This is a genomic window from Martelella lutilitoris (genome assembly GCF_005924265.1).
Lineage (GTDB): Bacteria > Pseudomonadota > Alphaproteobacteria > Rhizobiales > Rhizobiaceae > Martelella > Martelella lutilitoris.
Genome location: NZ_VCLB01000011.1, coordinates 1 through 19,349 on the forward strand (window position 1 = coordinate 1; position 19,349 = coordinate 19,349).

The window sequence follows — 19,349 nt, forward strand, 5'->3', positions numbered from 1 at the left end:
ATGGAAAGTCGCATCGCTGACGCCGTATTTGCGGCACAGATCAGCCGCCGACATGCCCGCCTGATGCTCCTTCAAAATGCCGATGATTTGCTCATCGGAAAACCTGGATCGTTTCATTGCCTGTCTCCTTCGTTGGGGAACAGACTAACCAAAAAAACGAGGATCATTCAGGGAAGCAGGTCAGTTGAGGGACGTCTCGCCACTCAGTTGGGAGCACATAAATCTCACCGAAATATCCTCCTGGGACTATGAACAGCACATGCCAGGAGAGTTCAGACCCTTGCGATTTCCGAACGGTCGCGCGCTTGCTGCATAAAGTTCACATTTCATTCGCACTTAGCGCAGGATTTTGAACTCCTCTTGTTGCGAACCCTATCACAAGTCCCTGTGGCCTCTGCGCCCAGACCTCTCTCCCGGTCGGACAAATCGCATCGGACGCCGCCTTCCGACGGCTGGCCTATCGCGTGGCAGGCCCCGTCACCCAGCGCTTTCGCGGAAGGTTGTCGATGCCGTGATCGGCCAGCATCCGGTCGATATGGACGGTCTCACCGCCTTTCGCGATCGAGGCATTGGCGGCGATGCCGGTAAGAATCGACCAGGCGCCGTCGATATGGCTCGAGGAACGGCCGTATTTGTCTTCGCCGATATCGGCGTCGAACAGATGCGCAAGCATCACCGGGTCGGCCCCGCCATGGTCGCCGGCGCCACTCCAGACCTCGAGCTGGCGCGGTTTCTCGCCGGCGATGTAGAGCGTCGTCGTCATCGACTCCGAGCCTTCGGCCTTGTCGCGCTTGCCGGCAAAGATGCCGTGAACCTCGACATGGCGGTGGGTCAGTTCACCCTTGGTGCCGTAGAACTTGATCTCCAGGCCCTCCCAGGGGCTGTAGGCCGAGAGCGTGTAGTTCAGGGTCGCGCCGGTATCGTAGCTCGCCTGAACCTGCATCGTATCCTCAATGGTGATGTCCTCGTCGAACAGGCAGCGGTCACGCAGATAGCCATCCGCGTCCTCGGCATCGAGGAACAGTTCCTTGAGCTTTGCGTGGTGCGCGAGATCGAGACGAAGATCGCAACGGTCGCCGACGGGACAGTCGAGGCAGCGCGGCCCATGGCCGGAAAGCCCTCTGGCGGCAGCGGTTTCCGGCGTGTAGAAGGCACGCCTTCCCCTGGCCGTCACCGATGTCGGCGTGCCGCCAAGCCACCAGTTGACGAGATCGAAATGATGCGTTGACTTATGTACAAGCAGGCCGCCCGACTGGTTCTTGTAGCGGTGCCAGCGGCGGAAATAGTCCGCGCCGTGCTCGCGATCAAGGAACCAGGAGAAATTGACCGCCGTAACCTCGCCGATCGCGCCGGACATCAGGATGTCCTTGAGCTGCGTGCGGGCCGGCGTGTAGCGGTAGTTGAAGGTCACCGCCACCTTGCGGCCAGTTTCGGCCTGCGCGTCGAGGATCGCCTTCAGCTTGGCAAGGTCGATCGTCATCGGTTTTTCAGTCATGACATCGCAGCCCGCCCGCATGGCCGCCACGGCATAGTCGTGGTGGAGATAGTCGGGTACGGTGCAGATCACGGTGTCGGGCTTCTGCTCGTCGAGCATCGTGGCGAACTCGTGGGCAAGATAGGTGGCGATGCCATTGCCCTCGCGTGGCGGCACCCGTCCTGCGGAAAGGGCGAGCCGCTTGTCGTTGATGTCGCAAAGGCCGACCAGCTCATTGCCGTCTGCGAAATCGCGGGTGACGGCGTCACGAAACATGCCGTGGCGCGACCCCGTGCCGACGATTGCGTATTTCATGGTCTTCTCCAATGTTTCAAGAGCCGCAAAGGGGCCGCCGCGAAAACCATCGGTGGCGCCTTTGCGGGAGGGGGAGGGAAACAGCGCTTCGTGGGGCAGGTCGAACCTCTGCCCCACATGCGCCTACGCCCTGAGTGACTTGCCCGAGCCATCGAAGGCGTGGCAGAGCGCGGGGTTGACCCGGATCGGAATAACCGTCCCGTTGGTGATCATGTGCTGGCCGTCGGCCATGATCGTCAGGTTCTCGCCGCCTGCGGTCGTGGCGTAGATCACGGTCGTACCGCCGAGGTGTTCGACGAGCTGAACGCTGACTTCGCCCAGCGAAATGCCATCCTCACCGCCAACGACGATATGTTCCGGGCGGACCCCGAACGTCACCGGCGTCCCTGGGTTTGCCACGGGCACCATGCCGGGCAGCGTGATGTCGCAGCCGGAGACCGAAAATAGGGTGGGCGACAGGGTCTTTCCCGTCAGGAAGTTCATCTTCGGCGAACCGATGAAGCCCGCGACGAACTGGTTGGCCGGGCGATTGTAGAGATCGAGCGGCGAACCGACCTGCATTACCTCGCCGGCCTTCAGCACCACGATCCGGTCAGCCATGGTCATGGCCTCGACCTGGTCATGGGTCACGTAGATCATCGTGTTGCCGAGACGTTCGTGCAGCTTGGCGATCTCGACGCGCATCTGCACACGCAGCTCCGCGTCCAGATTGGAAAGCGGTTCGTCGAACAGAAAGATGTTCGGGTCGCGCACGATGGAGCGGCCGATCGCGACGCGCTGGCGCTGGCCGCCGGAAAGCGCCTTCGGCCGTCGCTCCAGATAGTCGGTGATCTGCAGCGTCTCGGCTGCCGCGCGCACCCGCCTGTCGATTTCGGCCCGCTTGTAGCCTGCCGTCTCCAGACCGAAGGCCAGGTTCTTGTAGACGGTCATGTGCGGATAGAGCGCGTAGGACTGGAACACCATCGCGATCCCGCGCTTTGAGGCGTGGACATCGTTCATCCTGTCGCCTGCGACCAGAAGATCGCCGCTGGTGATGTTCTCGAGACCCGCGATCATCCGCAAAAGGGTCGATTTTCCACAGCCCGACGGGCCGACGAACACCGTGAATTCGCCAGGCGCGATGTCGAGGTCGATCCCCTTGATGACCTCGACCGCGCCGAAGCGCTTCACCACTTTTCTGAGTTCAATACTCGTAGACATATCGTGTCTCACCTAATTTGGCTTTGTTGTGCGCTGGAAAACCGGCCGGCGCCCGACTGCGCGGCGGCCGGCCCGGCGTCAGCGTTTCATTCCCGTTGTGGCGATGCCTTCGATGAGCAGGCGCTGGAAGAACAGGAAGATCAGGAACAGCGGAACCAGCGACAGGATCGACATCGCAAAAAGCTCGTTCCAGCTCGATGTGCCGCTCGAGTCGATGAACGAGCGCAGGCCGAGCTGCACCGTGTAGTTCTTCATCTCGCTGATGTAGATCAGCGGTCCGAAAAAGTCCTCCCAGGTCCAGATGAAGGAGAAGATCGCCGCGGTCGCCAGCACCGGCATCGACAGCGGCAGCATGATCCGGCTGTAGATCCGCCATGCGCTGCAACCGTCCATCATCGCCGCCTCGTCGAGCTCACGCGGAATGCCGCGGAAGAACTGAACCATCAGGAACACGAAGAAGGCATCGATGGCGAAATACTTCGGCAGGATCAGCGGCAGCCAGGTGTTGACCCAGCCGAGTTTCAGAAACACCACATATTGCGGGATCAGCGTGACGTGATAGGGCAGCATCAGCGTTCCGAGCATCAGCGCGAACCAGACGCCGCGACCCCAGAATTTCATGCGTGCAAAGGCGAAGGCGGCAAGCGAGGCGGCCAGAACATTGCCGATCGTCGCCAGCACCGAGATCACCAGAGAGTTGACGAAGAAGCGCCCGAAACTGACCTTCAGGCCGAACCAGCCGTTGGTATAGGCCTCGAGCGTCACCTGCGAGGGGATCAGGCTGACATTGCGGCCGAACAGGTCGGATGCCGGACGAAGCGAGCCCGCCAACATCCAAAGCACCGGATAGAGCATCACGAAGGATACCGCCATCAGGGCGGCATGCATCAGCGCCGAGCGCAGGTAGGGATGCTGGCTCGATGTGCCGGGAAGCGGTTGTGTCGTATCAGTCATCGTAGTGAACCCAATAGCGCGTTGAGAGGAACGACAGCGCCGTGAATGCCGCGATGATGACCACCAGAACCCAGGCGAGCGCCGAGGCATAGCCCATGCGGAAGTAACCGAAGGCCTCCTGGTAGAGGTAGAGCGTGTAGAACAGCGTCGAGTTGATCGGCCCGCCCGTGCCGCCCGAAACGATGAAGGCGGGGGTGAAGGCCTTGAAGGCCTCGATCGTCTGGATCACGAGATTGAAGAAGATCACCGGCGACAAGAGCGGCAGGGTGATCCTGAAGAACTGGCGCACGGCGGAGGCGCCGTCGAGGCTCGCCGCCTCGTACATGTCCGTCGGGATCTGCCGAAGGCCGGCAAGGAAGATGATCATTGGCGAACCGAACTGCCACACCGACAGTACCACCAGCGTGTAGAGCGAGTAGTTCGGATTGGAAATCCAGCTTGGGCCTTCGATGCCGAACAGCCCGAGGATGCTGTTGATCAGGCCATCAGCGGCGAAAAGCTGGCGCCACAGCACCGCGATCGCGACCGACGAGCCGAGCAAAGACGGCAGATAGAAGACCGCCCGGTAGACTGTCAGTCCCTTCAGTCCCCGGTTGAGCGCCATGGCCACCGCGAGCGCGAAAATGAGCTTCAGCGGAACGGAGAGCGCGACGAACAGGAAGGTGACCCGCATGGCCGCGGAGAATTTCGGATCCTCGGTCATCATGCGAACGTAATTGGCGGCGCCGACGAAATGCGGCGATTGCAGCAGGTCGTAATCCGTAAACGAAAGATAGAGTGAGACCAGCGCCGGCCCAAGGGTGAGACAGAGAAAGCCGATGAGCCAGGGCGACAGGAACAGATAGCCTGGCAGATTGCGGAAAAAGGCCCCCTGCCGCCCGCCGGCGGGCCTTGGCGGCCCGCCGGCAACGACCGAGGCAGTGACTTGCCTGGTAGTATTCATTTTGAGCCGTTATCCTCGCTGAAGCACGGAATTGGCTTCCTTCACCAGGCTTTCGCCGCCCTTTTCGGGACTTGCAGCCTCGAATGCGACCTCCTGGCTGACGCGCATGAAGACGTTATAGACTTCACCCGCACCCTGCGGCGGCGCCGGCGGCAGCGGGCCGACATAGGGCGTCAGCTTCGAGATGAAATCGACGACCTTGCGGCTTGCCGCGTCGAGATCGGGCATCAGCGCATCGCGGATGGCAGGCGATGCCGGAACCCCGCGTTCCATGCCGAGGATCAGCGCTCCGCGCGGATCGCGCACAAGAAAGTTCGCGAGTTCGACCGCAGCGTCGGGGGCCTTCGATTTGGCGTAGACCGAGAACATCTGCGACGGCTTCAGATAGCTCGAAGGCTTGCCGTCCTTGACCACCGGCTGGGCGGCAAGGCCAAGCGGCACCTTGCTCAGTTTCTGGAACGCCACGAACTTGTTCGAGGTGATGCTGTCGGTCGCGGAATAGCCGAGGATGAGCGGGGAATTTTCGACCGACTCCTTGTCGAGCGCCTGGATATCCGGCGGCACGCAGCCACCGCCCTTGCGCATCTCCACCCACATGGCGAACCATTCGGCCGCGTCCTTCGCGTCATAGCCGAGTTGACCGTCCTGCGTATAGAGAGACTTGCCGCGACCACGCAGCCAGCCTTCGAACAGCGCTTCCTTGCCGCTGCCGTCGACACTGGCGTAGAAACGCTTCCGGTCGTTGCCCTTGGCAAAGGCGATGCACTTTTCAACGTAGTCTTCCCAGGTGGTGCCATAAGACGGCGGTTCGACGCCGGCGTTTTCCCAGGCGGCGGGATCAAGGATCAGACCGATCGCGTTCACGCCGACATTGGCGCCGTAGAGCTTGCCGTCGACGCTGCAAGATTCCAGATTGGCCGTGCCGAAGTCCTCGATCTTGAGTTCGTTGCCGAGATAGCTGTCGAGCGGCAGCAGCGCGCCGCGCCGGGCATATTCGAAGACGTAGCGATAATCCATCTGGATAAGGTCGGGCGCGTTTCCGCCGGCGATCTGCGTTGCGAGGCGAGGCCAGTAATCCCCCCAACCCATATATTCGCCCTCGACGGCGACATTGGCGAAAGCCTGTTCGAAGGCCTCGATTGCGGCATTGGTGCGGTTGGCCCGCTCCTCGGACCCCCACCAGACCATGCGGATGTCGGTTTCGGCGGCGCGGGCCGCACCCCCGAACATGGATAGGCCGACCACGCCCGCGCTTGCGCCCAGGAAATGACGTCGGTTGATCACAAAACTGCTCACTGAAATCCTCCACTATGCCACGCGGGGACGGTCCCGGGCACAGGTGTCCGGGCCGCCGTCACGATCGCGATGGCCTGCATGTTCAACTCCCTGCCGAAACCGGCGACCCCGGAATCAGCGCCCGGCATCGCTGATACCTCGTTCCGGCGACCGGGCTATGACGGACAATAAGCGCAAAATCGCAACGTTGCAATGATTTTATCGTAAATGTCGGATATCCAATAAAAAGTAATTATTTCATAAGCTTATGACAATCATGATGCAACTTTGGCCGGACACGACTTCCCCGCCGCGCTCCCGCGCCGAAAGTCCGTACGGCCGGATCAGGAAGCAGTGACGCCATAGCGCCAGCGGGGCACCGGCGCGCCGAGAGTCTGCAGGTTTTCCACCGGCGCGTCATCGAGACGGGCGAGCAGGAGCCGGGTCAGTTCGACGCCGGTCGCCACCATATCCTCCTCGATGCCGTCGGAATGCGGGAAGATGATCGGCAGGATGTCGGAGGTCTGCTTGCAGACCAGCTTCATATCGCGCCCGATCAGGACGCCGCGTTCCTGCAGACCGCTGCACAGCGCGATTGCGTAGAGTTCCCCGCTGCAGATGACCCCGTCCGGTCGGTCGCCGTCCGCGGCGAGTTGACGGCCCAACCGGCGAACCTCGTCAAAGCCACCGGTGGCGACGAGGTTTTCGCCGCGGATCACGCCCTCGATGCCCCTCGCCCGGCAGGCCTTGCGGAAGGCATTGACGAGGTTGCGGTAGTTGGTCGTGTTGCTGCTTTCCTGCGCGAGGATGAGGCTCCGGCACCCGAGTGTGTCGAGGCGCGCCACGGCGAGATCGATGAAGGCCTCGGAATCGAAGTCATGGAAAGGATGCGGCGTTTCGAACTCGGTTCTGCCGAGGCTGACAAAGGGCAGGCCGGCATCCATCATCATCTTGACGCGCTTGTCACGCGGGATCGTGTGGGTCAGGATTACGCCGTCGGCGGTGTTGTTTTCGAGGATGTGGCGGACCGCGTCGAGCGAATCGACATCCTCGAATTCAGGGCTGACGGTCAGATGATAACGGGTTCCCTTGAGGCTTTTGGCGACCCCCTGCAGCAGCCGGCTGGTGAACTCGACCGAATGACCGCCGTCGTGCAGGATCAGGGAGATGACGTTGGTCTTGCCGGTTCTGAGGCGCACGCCGGCCCTGTCGGGGACATAGCCGACCTCGGCGGCAACCTCCATAACCCGGCGACGCGTCTCTTCCTTCAGCGGCTTTCCGCCCCGCAACGAGAGCGATACCGTCGACAGGCTGTATCCCGTCAGGTCGGCAATCGTCTTTAATGTCGCCCGTTTGCCGGGAACCGGCCGTTCATCGTCGTCAACCTGCTTCATGATAACACTGCTGAATTCCGCATACTCACGCAAACGCGTCTAGCACGGGTGAGTATGGTCCGTCCCCACAGAATTGCAACGTTACCTTGAGGCGCCGCCACGGTCTTTTTGGCAGCGCCTCCCGCAAGCCCTAGGCCGGTTCGATTTTCAGCGTCTGGATCTCGAACGGCCGGAGGTCGATGTCGACGCCATTGTCGCTGAGCGTAAGCTCCCGGCCTTCATGTTCTTCCATCAGGTTGGTAATCCTGACGGATTTCACGGGTATGCCGAACACGATCCGGCCTTCCGCGCGGATATTGGCATGTTCGAACATGCGGAGGATGAGCGCTTCGCTTTCCTCGGCCTTTTTAACGGTCTCCAGCGTGACATTTGCGGCGTCGCAGGTAGCAAAGGAGAAAGCCGCGTGCGAAACCGGCACTTGCGATGGCCTGGATGCATCCCCCACCACGACGATCGGATTGTTGAACCGCTCGGCGGCGCGTTGGACCTCGGAAAGATCCGTCAGACCGCCATGCACCATGATCGCGTAGCTCATGCGGTTTTCGCCGCGATCCGGCATTTCGGCCGGCGCCATCGAGCCGCGCAGCAGCGTCAGCCGCACGAGTTGCTCGACCGCGTCATAGCCATATTTGCAGTCGTTCAGGAAAGCGGCGCCGAAATTCGTCTCGCTCATGTCGATCCAGCGGTGCATCGAGGTTTCAAATCGGGCCTTGTCGACGCTGGTGTTGCGGTGGGTTGCCCGTTTGACATGGCCAAACTGGATTTCCGAGCGAATTTCAGAGCAGTTGAGATCGAGCGGGAAGCAGGCCTTCAGAACGGTGTGCTGCTCCTGCCAATCGACGAGAGTCTCGAAGCGCACCATCGACGCACCTGCTTCGAGCGATACGATCTGCACGAGCGTCGACGACTGGTAGGTCCGCGAAATTCTGAGAGCGGCGCGGTAAGGCCCCTGCTCGACCACCTCGAACGTGACCGGGCCATCCGCAAGCGGCCAGTACTGTTCCTCGAAATAGTGGTCGATATCCCAGGCGTCATACTTCTTTGGCTTGTCCTCATAGGCGATCAGCCGGTTGGCGGTGCTGCCGGCTTTCACGAGTTCGCGGTCGCGCGTCTTGTCGAAAAGCGAGGTGATCTCGCCGCGATCGTCGAGGCTGACACGGATATGCTCGTTTTCGAGATGGCTCGTGGAAACCGAGAGGACGGAGGTGGCTGGCGCGGCGGCGGACGCGCGCAAGGCCGCCTTCGACCAGCCGAGCGGCCTGACCGTTGCCGGCGCGGCGAAGACCGCCGTTCCATCGGCCTTTTCCAGCCGCTGCAGGGGCGCCACGGTACCGGCCGATTCGAGCCCGAGCCCCGCAAGCGCGGATGCCGAGCCGATCGTGACGAGTTCGCCCGCGCGATCCTGCCCGGTCGCGTTCACCAGCGTCAGCTCTTCCTCTTCGCGCTCGCACACCGCGCCGAGGGCTGCATGCCAGAGGCCATCCTTCGAAGCGATGGCAGAAAACAGCGCGCCGTATTCAACGTCGGTGTCCTGATAGACCTCGGCGATCGAGGTGCCCGGCAGGATGTCGTGGAACTGGTTGATCAGGATGGTTTCCCAGTAGCCGCGGAGTTCGTCCCCGGGATAGCTCCGTCCCTTCAGCACGAAAGCCATGGAAGAGAGGAATTCCAGTTCCCGCATCAGCCGCTCGGCCTTGCGGTTGCTGGCCTTGTTGCGCGCGAGCGTGGTCAGCGTTCCGCGGTGATATTCGAGATAGAGCTCGCCGTTCCAGGTCGGGAATTTTTCGGCGCGCGCTTCCATGCGCGCACCGAGGCGGTCGAGGAACGGGCCGATGCCCTCCAGCCTGAGTTCTGGCGCGCCGGGAATGCCGCGCTCCAGCCGGCTGCCGCGCTCGATCATGTCGCGCGTCGGGCCGCCCCCGCCGTCGCCATAGCCGTAGCACATCAGCACTTCGCGGCTGGCGCTTTTCGGCTCGTAACGCCGCCAGGACCCGAAGACCTCGCTGACGGTCAGTTCCGGATTGTAGATCGTGTAGAAGGTCTTGCTTTCGAGCGCCTGGGTGGTGATCAGCTGCGCCTTTGTGGTCGAGCCATCGATCCCGCGCCAGAAGAAGGTGTCATAGGGATGGCGGTTGGTGTCGTTCCAGGAGAGCTTGGAGGTGATGAAGTAATCGAGCCCCGAGCCGCACATGATCTGCGGAAGGTTGGCCGAATAACCGAACGTATCGGGCAACCACAGCGACTTCGGCACCACGCCGAACTCGTCGCGGTGGAACTGCCGGCCCCGCATGATCTGGCGCACCAGCGATTCGCCGGAGACGATGTTGGCGTCGGGCTCGACCCACATCGCGCCCTCGATCTCGAACTGGCCGCTCCTGACCTTTTCCTTCACCCGTTCCCAGAGCTCCGGATAATCCTGCTTCAGGAAATTGAACAGGACGGCCTGGTTGTACATGAAGGCGAAACCGGGATACTCGTCCATCAACTTCAGCGCTGTCGCGAAAGACCGTCCGGCCTTGTCACGGGTGTGGGCCACGCGCCAGAGCCAGGCGATGTCGATATGAGTGTGGCCGACGGCGGTGATCAGCGGCTTGATGCCGCCATCCGGCAGGGCATAGATTTCGGCGGCGATCGCCTCGGCCGCCGGCAGGCTTTGCCGGAATTCCGGCGTGTCGCCATCCCGTCGGTCAAGCGCGCGCAGCGCCTGGTCGACGAGATCGAGCACCACGTGGCGCCGTGGATCGGTCTGCGGCAGGTAAGTCGCGACCTGATAGGGCACGAGAAGATCGTAATAGAGCTTCTCCACCCGTTCGTCGCGCAGATGGAAGCTGGTCGCAAGCCCGACCAGCGGCCGGTCGAAAAAGGTGAAGGCATTGACGTGGACGGTATGCGTCGTGCCAGCCACGGCGCTGCGGGCAATCTCGAGCTCCATGTGGTTGCCGTCGATCGCCTGGGCGATCCGGCCATCGAGATAGGCAAGACATTGCGGGTCGGTCGAGCCCTTGCGCTCCTCCCACTGCGACGCGATCCTCAGCACCAGGATACGTCCATGCGCTTCTTCCGGAACGGTGAAAGCACCAGCGAACCAGGTGTGGCCCTGCTTTTTGCTCCACACCGACCGCGGCCCGAATGGCGGCCAGGATGCCCACTCGGCCGAAAGGGCCTCGGACGGTGTCATCGGCGTTTCGCTGAAATGCCAGGCCAGGGCGGCATCGACGGGGCTGGTCACCTTCGTCTTCAAATCGTCAAGCAAGCGCTTCAGCTTGGCTTCCTGCTTGATATCGTCCGGCAACAGGCCGAGTTCTCCCGCAAGCGGGCTGGCATCCCTCATCATTCGCTCCCATGCGGCCAAGGCCGGCGATTTTCTGAACGCCCGTCCTCCGGATGTGGCGGGCGATGGAACCGGAGAAGTCCCCCGATTTCTTATGACGTGCGAGAGCGAAACCACGCCCTTGCAGATATCAAGGTGCGATTTTCCGCTCACCTCGCAGCAGTAAACTCAAAATCGCAACGTTGCAATTAAAACCTGAAAGCAAGAGATCGGCGACGTCCAACAGACAGTGCGCCGTTCTGGGCTGTCTGACGATCGCGTCTCATCATTGACCAACGTCGCCAGCGTCAGGGTGATGATCACGAGCCTCGCAAGACAAGTTACCTATCTGAACTATTGAAGCGGGCTCTTGGAGGTCTTGAAGGGATATGAACCGTCGACCCGCTATTTCTCGCAACGGATGACTGCATTGCCCGTGTTTTTGTGGACACCCACCTCATCAAACCGGTGTTCCTTGGCCTTAAGGGGCTTTCCGTCTATCTGAAGGATGAGAGCATGCATCCGAGCGGAAACCTGTTTCGCCCGGATCTTGCACCTGACCTTCATCGCCGTGATGGCGCACCGCATCGCGCCTGAAAACCGAGACGATCAAACGATTCGGCGACCCGTGCCGTCTGGTCGAACGCTCCGGCGAGGTTTACGCGGCCGCAAAATAGGTCGCCGATAAAGCCGGCGGTCCTTATCTTGACCCGTTCAACTTTGCCGAATGCGCCACCGGCTGGCAGGGCAATAACAAAATCGCCTAAAGCATGCTTGCGCAGTTCGAAAACGAGGAGCGCCCCCCCCAACGGGTAATGATGAGCGCGGGCATCGGTCGGCTCCACGTCGAACAGTCCTTCTGGCCGGCAGTCATCGATCACATGATCCGGGTTCCCGAAAAGGCCTCGCTGGCGGCCATGCACGTTTCGCCCAAACGTATCTTCCGCCAGGCCGGCAACTCGACCGGCACGAATTTCTTCGGCCTGCGCCGGATTGCCGCGAAAATGATGCAAGAAAAGTGTGAAAGCTCGTTCGTGGCGCTGATCTGCGACAGCGGCGCACGCTATGCCCTCACTTATTACAATCCGGTATGGCTCATCGAAAACGGCCTCAATATCGCCCCTTACATCAAGCGGCTCGAACGCTCTCTGGATACCGGCAAGCTGAAGGCGTTAGCCTGTGATTCCCGATCAGCCTGCGCAGCTCAGATAACAATACCGTTGCGGAAAGGATCGTCGGGCTGGAATACCAGTTCGGCCACCGACATGACATAGGCCTGACCGGTGATCGACGGGATCACGCCCCCTTGGCTTCCCGCCGTATAGGAGAGCCGGTAGGTGGAGCCGATAATGCTTTCCTGCACGATTACCGATCCTTCGCCCAGCTGGCCGGCTGCAGCAAGGCAGGCCAGCCGCGCCGACGAGCCGGTTCCGCAGGGGGAGCGGTCATAGGCGTCATCCGGGCAGAGCACGAAATTGCGGCTGTGGGCCGCCCGGTCTTTGGCGGGGCCATGGAAGATGACATGGTCGACCGGCTCGCCATTTTCGCCGCCGATCTCCTGCGCGTTGAGCGCGGTTCGCGTCGCGACGGCGAGATCCGTCAGCGCGCGGATATTGTCCGGAACCACCGGAATGGGGCTCGGGTCAACGAGGAAAAACCAGTTGCCGCCATAAGCGACGTCGCCGGTCAGCGGGCCGAAATCCGGCACATCGACCGTGACGTCGGCCTTGGCCCGGCGGCTCTCGATATTGGTGACGGTGACGGTGCTTTCATCCTGCACATCGACCGCGACGACGCCGGCCGGCGTTTCGATGCGATGCAATCCCGTGCCGATCCGGCCCATGTGGTAAAGCGTGACGGCAAGACCGATCGTGCCATGGCCGCACATGCCGAGAACCGCGCCGACATCGAAATAGATGACGCCTGTGACGCAGGTCGGGTCCACCGGCGGCACCAGCAGCGCGCCGACCATGGCCACCTGGCCGCGCGGCTCAAGCACCACGGCGCGGTAATCGTCGTAATATCGCGTCGCAAGGAGCGCCGCGCGTTCGGAAAGCGGGCCCGAACCGAGATCGGGAAAGCCGTCGAGGATGACCCGCGTCGGCTCGCCTGCGGTGTGGCTGTCAATCACATGCATTCGATGCTCTCCGCTCAGGCTCGATTTCCGGTTGCCGGTTTTCAGGCCGCCCAGTTGGCGTACCAGGTTTTGAACTGCTTGTACTGCTCTTCGACGAAGGCCTGCTGCGACGGCGTCAGGGCGTCGGTTTCGTTGAAATGCAGGCTATATTCCGCGTCGCCGTTCAGCACCATCAGATATTTATAGAACAGCACGAGATCAACGCCCTCGTCGAATTTCGACAGCACCAACAGCGCTTCTTCGAGCTGAAGCGCCTTGACGCGGGCCTCGCTGTCGCCCTTGGCTGCGGCTTTGCAGAGCGAAACGAGATGCAGGACCTCCTTCGGAAGCGCGTTGCCGATGCCGGTGATCGCGCCGGTGGCGCCGCATTTGACGAAGCCATGAAAGACCTGGGTATCGACGCCGACCATCAAGGTCAGCTCGTCGTCGCCGGAGGTGATGTTCTCGGCGGCGTAGGAGAGCGAGGCCGCGCCGCCGAATTCCTTGAAGCCGATCAGGTTGGGGTAATCGGCGCGCAAGGCGAAGAACAGATCGGCGCGGGTCTCGAAGCCGTAATGGGGGCTGTTGTAGATCACGGCAGGCAGGCCGTTTGCCGCTTCGAGAATCGCCGAGAAATGCGCCTTTTGCGCCGAAACCGAGCTGCCGCGCGAGAGAACGCGCGGAATGACCATCAGGCCGGCGGCGCCGACGCGGGCGGCGTGCGCGGTGATCGCCACCGCGGATTTCGTGTTGATCGCGCCGGTGCCCACGATCACCGGAACACCGGCCTCGACCAGCGCCTCGACGCCCTGCATGCGCTGCTCATCCGTCAGAAGCGGCCAGTCGCCCATCGACCCGCAATAGACGACGGCCGACATGCCCGCATCGACAAGTTCCCGGCCCTTGCGCGCCAACGCTTCAAAGTCCGGCGTGCGGTCGGGCTTGCACGGGGTCATCAGGGCCGGAATGCAGCCGGTGAAGATTGTATCGCTCATCAGGGGTCCTTTCATGGGCACAAGGAATTGGTCTCTGCGGGCGCGATTTTTTGGTCGTGGTTCGACACCGCAGGCCGGTCACTTACAAATCTAGTAACACCGATAATTTATAGTGTCGACAAATAAAATACTAAATTACGCGACACAATCCTCCGCTTCATCGGGGAAGACGAACAAGCCTAGAGCGAAATGGAGGAAACGCTACGCGAATCCGCTGCAATATAGGCGCGGATCTGTCGCACGATCTGGTCGGCGTGCTGCACCGCGAGACGGTCGGATTCGTCGACGTCCCGGGCGATCATCGCGCTGACGATGTGTTCATGTTCGGCCACGTACTGGCGCGGCAGGTCATCATCATAAGACCGGTAATAAAGGCGAAGGATACGACGTCCGTCATCCAGCACACGCCGGAACAGGTCGGTGTAGTATTTGTTACGGCCGGCCTCAGCGATGGCGATATGAAAATCGCGGTTGGCTGAAATCATGGCCAGCACATCCCGGGCTTCCACGGCTGCGGCGAAGCGACTTTGATGCGCGCGAATTCCGGCGAGATCGGCCTGGTTGTAATGAATGGCCGCAAGACGCGCAGTCACCCGGTACATCAGCGTCAGGGCGTCGAAGAAGGCGCCGAGCTGCACGAAATCGATATTGGAGACGATTGTCGTGCGGTTGGTCAGCGCGGTGATCAGGCCTTCCGCCGCAAGCCGCACGAGCGCTTCGCGGATCGGCGTGCGCGACATCGCGAACCGCTCCGACAGTTCCGTCTCGTCGACCGGACTGCCCGGAGCAAGCTTCAGTTCGATGATTTCGTTGCGCAGGATTTCGTACACATGCGCCACGCCGCCGCCGCGCTTCACCTGCTGGCTCTGGAGCGCGTTGTTTTCCGACGATGTCTTGACCATGATATTCGGCTCTCCTGAACTTTTTTGTACTATGCAACACTCCATGCACACATTCCATGACAAGTTTCAAATTTTTTTTGTCGACAGAATGAATTTTGGGCGATAATGTAGAGACCTGTTCATCAAGACTGCAATCTGGATTGGCGCATGATGAGGATAAATGCACGAACCTCTGCTTACTTACCCTTGCAGCGGCAAGACCGGCGGGCGATGGGCGTGAGGCTGCGCACAGCCGGAAGGACGAACGCCGATGTCCTGTGACATGACGGCGTTATTTCGTCTTGCGGCAGAGCCCTACGCGGCCCGACGGGTCTTTGCCTACCTGCTCGACGGGCTGAATGCGGAAATCGGCAAGGGGCTGACCACCGCGTCGGTTTATGATCTGTCGCGCATGCGGTCGCGCCGGGTGTTTTCGGAAAATGTCGAAGCCTATGCGCTTGGCGGGTTCAAGCCGCTTGAGAGAAACCGCTATTACGAAACGGTAATCGCCAGCAACCGGCATTTCAGCACAACGACCATCGAACAGATCGCCGAGGTCTTTTTCGACTGGGAGAAGATCCGCGATCTCGGCTTTGAATCCAACATGAACCTGCCTGCGATCGCTGACGGGCGTGTGATCGGAACGGTCAACCTGCTGGGACCACGCGGTCATTTCACGCAAGAAACAGTCGCCCGCGCTCTGGCCTGGCAGCCAGCGGTAACCGCCGCGTTTCTTCTTCTGAATCTCGAAGATACCGAAACGGCAACCTTTCACCCCGACACAGCGAGAGCCGCCCGACCGGACCAAGCCTGATCTGACCTGACATAAAGGGGCCGAAGAGCCTCGAAAAATGGCCGTTCAAAAGCCGCATAACAAGATGAAGACCTCTCAAACCGGAGAAACAGACTATGAACACTGCACTCAAAGCAGCTATTTTCTTCTCGACGATGGCAGCCCCTCTGGCCGCGCAGGCCGAGGATTTCAACGTCGCCTTCCTCGCCGCCTCGTCGCAGAACGGCTTCAACCAGGCGATCTATGACGGCATCAAGGAAGCCGCGTCCGGCTACGACAACGTCAACACCCAGATCTTCGATGGCGAGTTCTCGGCCACCGCCCAGTTCTCGCAGGTCGAGGACATCGTCGCCGGCGGCAAGTTCGATGCCATCATCATCACGCCGAACGACACGGTCGGCATCGCGACCGCGCTGGAAGATGCGGTGAAGGCGGGCGTCAAGGTCGGCACCACGCTGTTTCCCGTCGGGCCCGAACTAACCGAGATGGATCCTCAGGTGCCGGGCCTCACCGTTACCGTCGCCTCCAACCCCGTGGTCGGCGCGACCGCCCAGGCCAATGCGGTGGTCGATTACTGCGCCGACAAGGATCCGTGCAAGGTCGTCGTCCTCATCGGCCAGCTTGTCTTCCCCTTCGACAATGTCCGAAACGATACCTATAAGGAAATCCTCGGCGAGCACGACAATATCGAGATCGTCGCCACCGGCGAGGGCAATTATTCGCCCCAGGATTCGATGATCGCCATGCAGGACATTCTGCAGGCCAATCGCGACATCGACGTCGTGCTCTCCAATGCCGACCAGCATCTGATGGGTGCCGAGGTCGCGATTGCGGATGCCGGCCTCGATATCACGCAGATCTACACGCTGGGCGGCGGGCTGAACCAGATCGCCGTTGACGCGATCAAGGCCGGCAGCTGGAGCGGCACGCTGGCGCAGTTCCCGAAATCCATGGGGGCGGCCGCGCTCGACACCATGGTCGAAACGCTCAATGGCGAAACCGTTCCGACCTGGATCGACGAGTATTCGCTGCGCGAAACGCCGAAGATCATCACCAAGGAATGGCTGGACGAAAACCAGGATTTCGAGCCGGAATGGCAGGGCTGATCCCGATATTCCCGGCGCGCATCTGACGCGCCGGATCCCGGCTTCACACGGCGCGCCTGCGAGAGCGGCGCGCTGAAGATCGAAAGGAAAGCCATGACCGACATCGCCATCCGGCTTCGGGGCGTCGCCAAGAGTTTTGGCGGCATGCGCATCCTGGACGACATCAATATCGACATTGAAAAAGGCTCCGTGCACGCGCTCGTCGGTGAAAACGGCGCGGGCAAGTCTTCGGTCGGCAAGATTGTCGGCGGTTATTACTCGGCGGATGAAGGCACGGTCGAGGTATTCGGCGAGGCGGTCACCCGGTTTTCGCCGCGCGACGCCCTTGGCCGCGGCATTGCCATGATCCACCAGGAGCTCCAGCTCGTGCCCGAGCTCACCGTGCTGGAAAACGTGTTCCTCGGGCTGGAAAGCAATACCGCGGGCTTTCTGCGCAAGGGCGACCTCGCCCGCTTCCACGCGCTGGAGGAGACCTGCGATTTCGGCCTGAACCCGCATACCCGGATCGCCGACATGCGCATCGCCGAGCGCCAGAAGGTCGAAATCATGCGGGCGATTGCCCGCGACGCGCGGGTGATCATCATGGACGAGCCGACCTCCTCGCTGACGGAGGACGAGGCCGAACGACTGCACCAGTTGATCGCGCGGCTGAAAGCGCGCGAGGTCACGGTCATCTATGTCAGTCATTTTCTCGATCATATCCTCGCCAATTGCGACCGTGTCACGGTCATGCGTGACGGAAGGGTCATCCGCACCGATGCGATCGCCGGCGAGACCAAGGACAGCCTTATCGACGCCATGCTGGGCGAGGCGTCCGAGATCATCTGGCCCGCTTTGCCGCCGCGCCCGGCAGGGGAAGGCACGCCCGTCGTCGAGATGGAGAATGTCGCCACCGACACCGGCCTCTCCGATATCTCGCTCAGAATCTATCCCGGCGAGATCGTCGGGCTGATCGGCCTTGTCGGTTCCGGCCGTTCGGAGGTCGCGCGCGCGCTGTTCGGGGCCGACCCGATCGCCGCCGGCCGCTATTCCATTCAAGGCGTCGCGCAGAACCGCCGGCTTAAAGTGCCGCGCGCCATCGCCCAGGGCATTGCCTTCGTGCCCGAGGACCGGCGCAAGCAGGGCTTGGTCCTGACCCAGACCACCAGGCCCAATATCTCGCTCGCCTCGCTCGGCAACATCTCGCGCTACGGCTTTATCAACCACGGGCTGGAACGCAGCCGGGCGCAAAGCATGATCGATCATTTCGGCATCGTCCCCTCCGCCACAGACGGCGAGGTCGCCTACTATTCCGGTGGTAACCAGCAGAAGGTGCTTCTGTCGAAATGGGCGGTGGAAAAGCCGCGCCTGCTGATCCTCGACGAGCCCAGCCGGGGCGTCGATATCGGCGCCCGGCAGAGCATCCATGAATTCATCGTCGAAATGGCGGAAAACGGCGTGGCCGTGCTTCTGATCTCCTCCGAACTCGAGGAGGTCATCAACCTCTCCCATCGCGGCTATCTGATGAGCGACGGCCGCATCTTCGCGGAGACCGACTGCCGCGACACCACGGTCGACGAGGCACTGCACCGCATCTTTGAAGAACAAGGCGCCGTCTCCCGCGGCAAGGAGGTCACCCAACCATGAGCGACGTTCAGACACCTGCCCGGCGTTTTTCCATCACGCCCGGCGATTTCGCCCGCGAATACGGCGTTCTCACCATCATCGTCATTCTGATGGTCGGGCTCAGCCTGATCTCCGACAGTTTCCTGACGGCCCGCAACCTGCTCAACATTCTCAACCAGTCGGCGCCGCTGGCGATCATCGCCTGCGCGCTCACGCTCGTCATCATCGGCGGCGGGTTCGACCTGTCGACCGGCGCGGTCTTCGGCGTGGCTTCTGTCGCCGCCGGCTGGATCGCCGTTCATGTCGATCCCTATACGGCCATTATCGCCGGTCCGCTGATCGGGCTGGCGCTCGGCACGCTCAACGGCGCGATCATCACCGGCTTCGGCGTGCACTCCTTCCTGGTGACGCTGGCCACCAGTCTCGTCTATCGCGGCATCGCCATCCTGATCACCGGCGGCGCGCTGATCCCGGTCAGGATCGCCGAATTCTCCTGGATCGGCCGCGGCCGCATCGGCATGGTCAACATCGCCGTGATCGTGCTGATCATCTTCATGGTGATCTTCATGGTGCTGTTGAACCGGACCACCTTCGGACGGCGCGTCTTCGCCGTCGGCGGCAACGAGGAAGCTGCGATCCTGTCGGGCATCCGCACCAATCTGATCAAGATCGTCACCTTCTCACTTTCGGGCATGGCCGCAGGTCTCGCAGGCGTGATCGCGGTGTCGCGCATCTCCATGGCATCCCCGCAGGCCGGCATCGGGATGGAGTTCGAGGCAATCGCGGCCGTCATCCTCGGCGGAACCTCGATCATGGGCGGTTCGGGCGCGATCTGGCGCTCGGTCGCGGGCGTGCTGTTGATGGCGCTGATCGGCAACGGCTTCAACATTCTCAACGTGAATCCTTTCTTCAAGGACCTCACCACCGGCGTGATCATCGTGGCCGCGGTCTCGCTTGCCGCCTCCGGCAAACGGGTGCGGTGACAGCC

General features: G+C 61.6%; 16 protein-coding genes. 5 read left to right on the forward strand and 11 right to left on the reverse strand.

The window, feature by feature from the left end; all coding sequences use genetic code 11:
* From FF124_RS18580 to FF124_RS18615, 8 genes are all read right to left on the reverse strand, one after another.
* Nucleotides 1-117, reverse strand: a 117-nt coding sequence (locus FF124_RS18580; protein WP_138749982.1) for a transposase, incomplete at its 3' end; no start/stop codon positions are given.
* A gap of 340 nt (nt 118-457) precedes the next feature.
* Nucleotides 458-1,789: a Gfo/Idh/MocA family protein gene (locus tag FF124_RS18585; protein ID WP_138749983.1), complete on the reverse strand. Its 1,332-nt coding sequence runs from the start codon at nt 1,787-1,789 to the stop codon at nt 458-460.
* Between the two features lie 123 nt (nt 1,790-1,912).
* Nucleotides 1,913-2,989: an ABC transporter ATP-binding protein gene (locus FF124_RS18590; RefSeq protein ID WP_138749984.1), complete on the reverse strand. Its 1,077-nt coding sequence runs from the start codon at nt 2,987-2,989 to the stop codon at nt 1,913-1,915.
* Between the two features lie 78 nt (nt 2,990-3,067).
* Nucleotides 3,068-3,943, reverse strand: a complete 876-nt coding sequence (locus FF124_RS18595) for a carbohydrate ABC transporter permease (protein WP_138749985.1) — start codon at nt 3,941-3,943, stop codon at nt 3,068-3,070.
* Nucleotides 3,936-4,886 carry a carbohydrate ABC transporter permease gene (locus tag FF124_RS18600; RefSeq protein WP_138749986.1) on the reverse strand — a complete coding sequence of 317 codons (951 nt, stop codon included), beginning with the start codon at nt 4,884-4,886 and terminating at the stop codon, nt 3,936-3,938. Before FF124_RS18600 ends, FF124_RS18595 begins: the two co-directional genes overlap by 8 nt.
* A 9-nt stretch (nt 4,887-4,895) precedes the next feature.
* Nucleotides 4,896-6,116, reverse strand: a complete 1,221-nt coding sequence (locus FF124_RS18605) for an ABC transporter substrate-binding protein (protein WP_138750134.1) — start codon at nt 6,114-6,116, stop codon at nt 4,896-4,898.
* 389 nt (nt 6,117-6,505) lie between these two features.
* Complete coding sequence (locus FF124_RS18610) at nt 6,506-7,555, reverse strand: LacI family transcriptional regulator (protein ID WP_138749987.1); 1,050 nt, start codon at nt 7,553-7,555, stop codon at nt 6,506-6,508.
* 130 nt (nt 7,556-7,685) lie between these two features.
* Nucleotides 7,686-10,886: an alpha-mannosidase gene (locus FF124_RS18615; protein ID WP_187327007.1), complete on the reverse strand. Its 3,201-nt coding sequence runs from the start codon at nt 10,884-10,886 to the stop codon at nt 7,686-7,688.
* Nucleotides 10,887-11,635: 749 nt separating this feature from the next.
* Here FF124_RS18615 and FF124_RS18620 point away from each other — a divergent pair.
* Nucleotides 11,636-12,139 (forward strand): hypothetical protein, encoded by a 504-nt coding sequence (locus tag FF124_RS18620; protein WP_138749989.1) that lies wholly within the window; start codon nt 11,636-11,638, stop codon nt 12,137-12,139.
* On the opposite strand, the gene FF124_RS18625 is transcribed toward FF124_RS18620, so the two are convergent.
* The 3 genes from FF124_RS18625 to FF124_RS18635 form a co-directional block, all read right to left on the reverse strand.
* Entirely contained in the window at nt 12,070-13,002 is a 933-nt protein-coding gene (locus FF124_RS18625) for a 4-hydroxyproline epimerase (RefSeq protein ID WP_138749990.1), read from the reverse strand. The two genes, FF124_RS18620 and FF124_RS18625, sit on opposite strands and share 70 nt — an antisense overlap.
* A gap of 41 nt (nt 13,003-13,043) precedes the next feature.
* Nucleotides 13,044-13,976 carry a dihydrodipicolinate synthase family protein gene (locus FF124_RS18630; RefSeq protein ID WP_138749991.1) on the reverse strand — a complete coding sequence of 311 codons (933 nt, stop codon included), beginning with the start codon at nt 13,974-13,976 and terminating at the stop codon, nt 13,044-13,046.
* A gap of 179 nt (nt 13,977-14,155) precedes the next feature.
* Entirely contained in the window at nt 14,156-14,878 is a 723-nt protein-coding gene (locus FF124_RS18635; RefSeq protein ID WP_138749992.1) for a GntR family transcriptional regulator, read from the reverse strand.
* 262 nt (nt 14,879-15,140) lie between these two features.
* Between FF124_RS18635 and FF124_RS18640 the strand changes: the two genes are divergently transcribed.
* From FF124_RS18640 to FF124_RS18655, 4 genes are all read left to right on the forward strand, one after another.
* Complete coding sequence (locus tag FF124_RS18640; RefSeq protein WP_246072549.1) at nt 15,141-15,671, forward strand: GAF domain-containing protein; 531 nt, start codon at nt 15,141-15,143, stop codon at nt 15,669-15,671.
* A gap of 95 nt (nt 15,672-15,766) precedes the next feature.
* Nucleotides 15,767-16,756 (forward strand): sugar ABC transporter substrate-binding protein, encoded by a 990-nt coding sequence (locus FF124_RS18645; RefSeq protein WP_138749994.1) that lies wholly within the window; start codon nt 15,767-15,769, stop codon nt 16,754-16,756.
* 93 nt (nt 16,757-16,849) lie between these two features.
* Nucleotides 16,850-18,382, forward strand: a complete 1,533-nt coding sequence (locus tag FF124_RS18650) for a sugar ABC transporter ATP-binding protein (protein ID WP_138749995.1) — start codon at nt 16,850-16,852, stop codon at nt 18,380-18,382.
* Complete coding sequence (locus FF124_RS18655; protein WP_138749996.1) at nt 18,379-19,344, forward strand: ABC transporter permease; 966 nt, start codon at nt 18,379-18,381, stop codon at nt 19,342-19,344. Before FF124_RS18650 ends, FF124_RS18655 begins: the two co-directional genes overlap by 4 nt.
* Nucleotides 19,345-19,349: the final 5 nt, after the last annotated feature.

Bases quoted from the DNA above. Each gene is read 5' to 3' on its own strand.
- FF124_RS18585 (WP_138749983.1), bottom strand. From the start codon at position 1,789: ATGAAATACGCAATCGTCGGCACGGGGTCGCGCCACGGCATGTTTCGT.
- FF124_RS18590 (WP_138749984.1), bottom strand. From the start codon at position 2,989: ATGTCTACGAGTATTGAACTCAGAAAAGTGGTGAAGCGCTTCGGCGCG.
- FF124_RS18595 (WP_138749985.1), bottom strand. From the start codon at position 3,943: ATGACTGATACGACACAACCGCTTCCCGGCACATCGAGCCAGCATCCC.
- FF124_RS18600 (WP_138749986.1), bottom strand. From the start codon at position 4,886: ATGAATACTACCAGGCAAGTCACTGCCTCGGTCGTTGCCGGCGGGCCG.
- FF124_RS18605 (WP_138750134.1), bottom strand. From the start codon at position 6,116: ATGTTCGGGGGTGCGGCCCGCGCCGCCGAAACCGACATCCGCATGGTC.
- FF124_RS18610 (WP_138749987.1), bottom strand. From the start codon at position 7,555: ATGAAGCAGGTTGACGACGATGAACGGCCGGTTCCCGGCAAACGGGCG.
- FF124_RS18615 (WP_187327007.1), bottom strand. From the start codon at position 10,886: ATGAGGGATGCCAGCCCGCTTGCGGGAGAACTCGGCCTGTTGCCGGAC.
- FF124_RS18620 (WP_138749989.1), top strand. From the start codon at position 11,636: ATGCTTGCGCAGTTCGAAAACGAGGAGCGCCCCCCCCAACGGGTAATG.
- FF124_RS18625 (WP_138749990.1), bottom strand. From the start codon at position 13,002: ATGCATGTGATTGACAGCCACACCGCAGGCGAGCCGACGCGGGTCATC.
- FF124_RS18630 (WP_138749991.1), bottom strand. From the start codon at position 13,976: ATGAGCGATACAATCTTCACCGGCTGCATTCCGGCCCTGATGACCCCG.
- FF124_RS18635 (WP_138749992.1), bottom strand. From the start codon at position 14,878: ATGGTCAAGACATCGTCGGAAAACAACGCGCTCCAGAGCCAGCAGGTG.
- FF124_RS18640 (WP_246072549.1), top strand. From the start codon at position 15,141: ATGACGGCGTTATTTCGTCTTGCGGCAGAGCCCTACGCGGCCCGACGG.
- FF124_RS18645 (WP_138749994.1), top strand. From the start codon at position 15,767: ATGAACACTGCACTCAAAGCAGCTATTTTCTTCTCGACGATGGCAGCC.
- FF124_RS18650 (WP_138749995.1), top strand. From the start codon at position 16,850: ATGACCGACATCGCCATCCGGCTTCGGGGCGTCGCCAAGAGTTTTGGC.
- FF124_RS18655 (WP_138749996.1), top strand. From the start codon at position 18,379: ATGAGCGACGTTCAGACACCTGCCCGGCGTTTTTCCATCACGCCCGGC.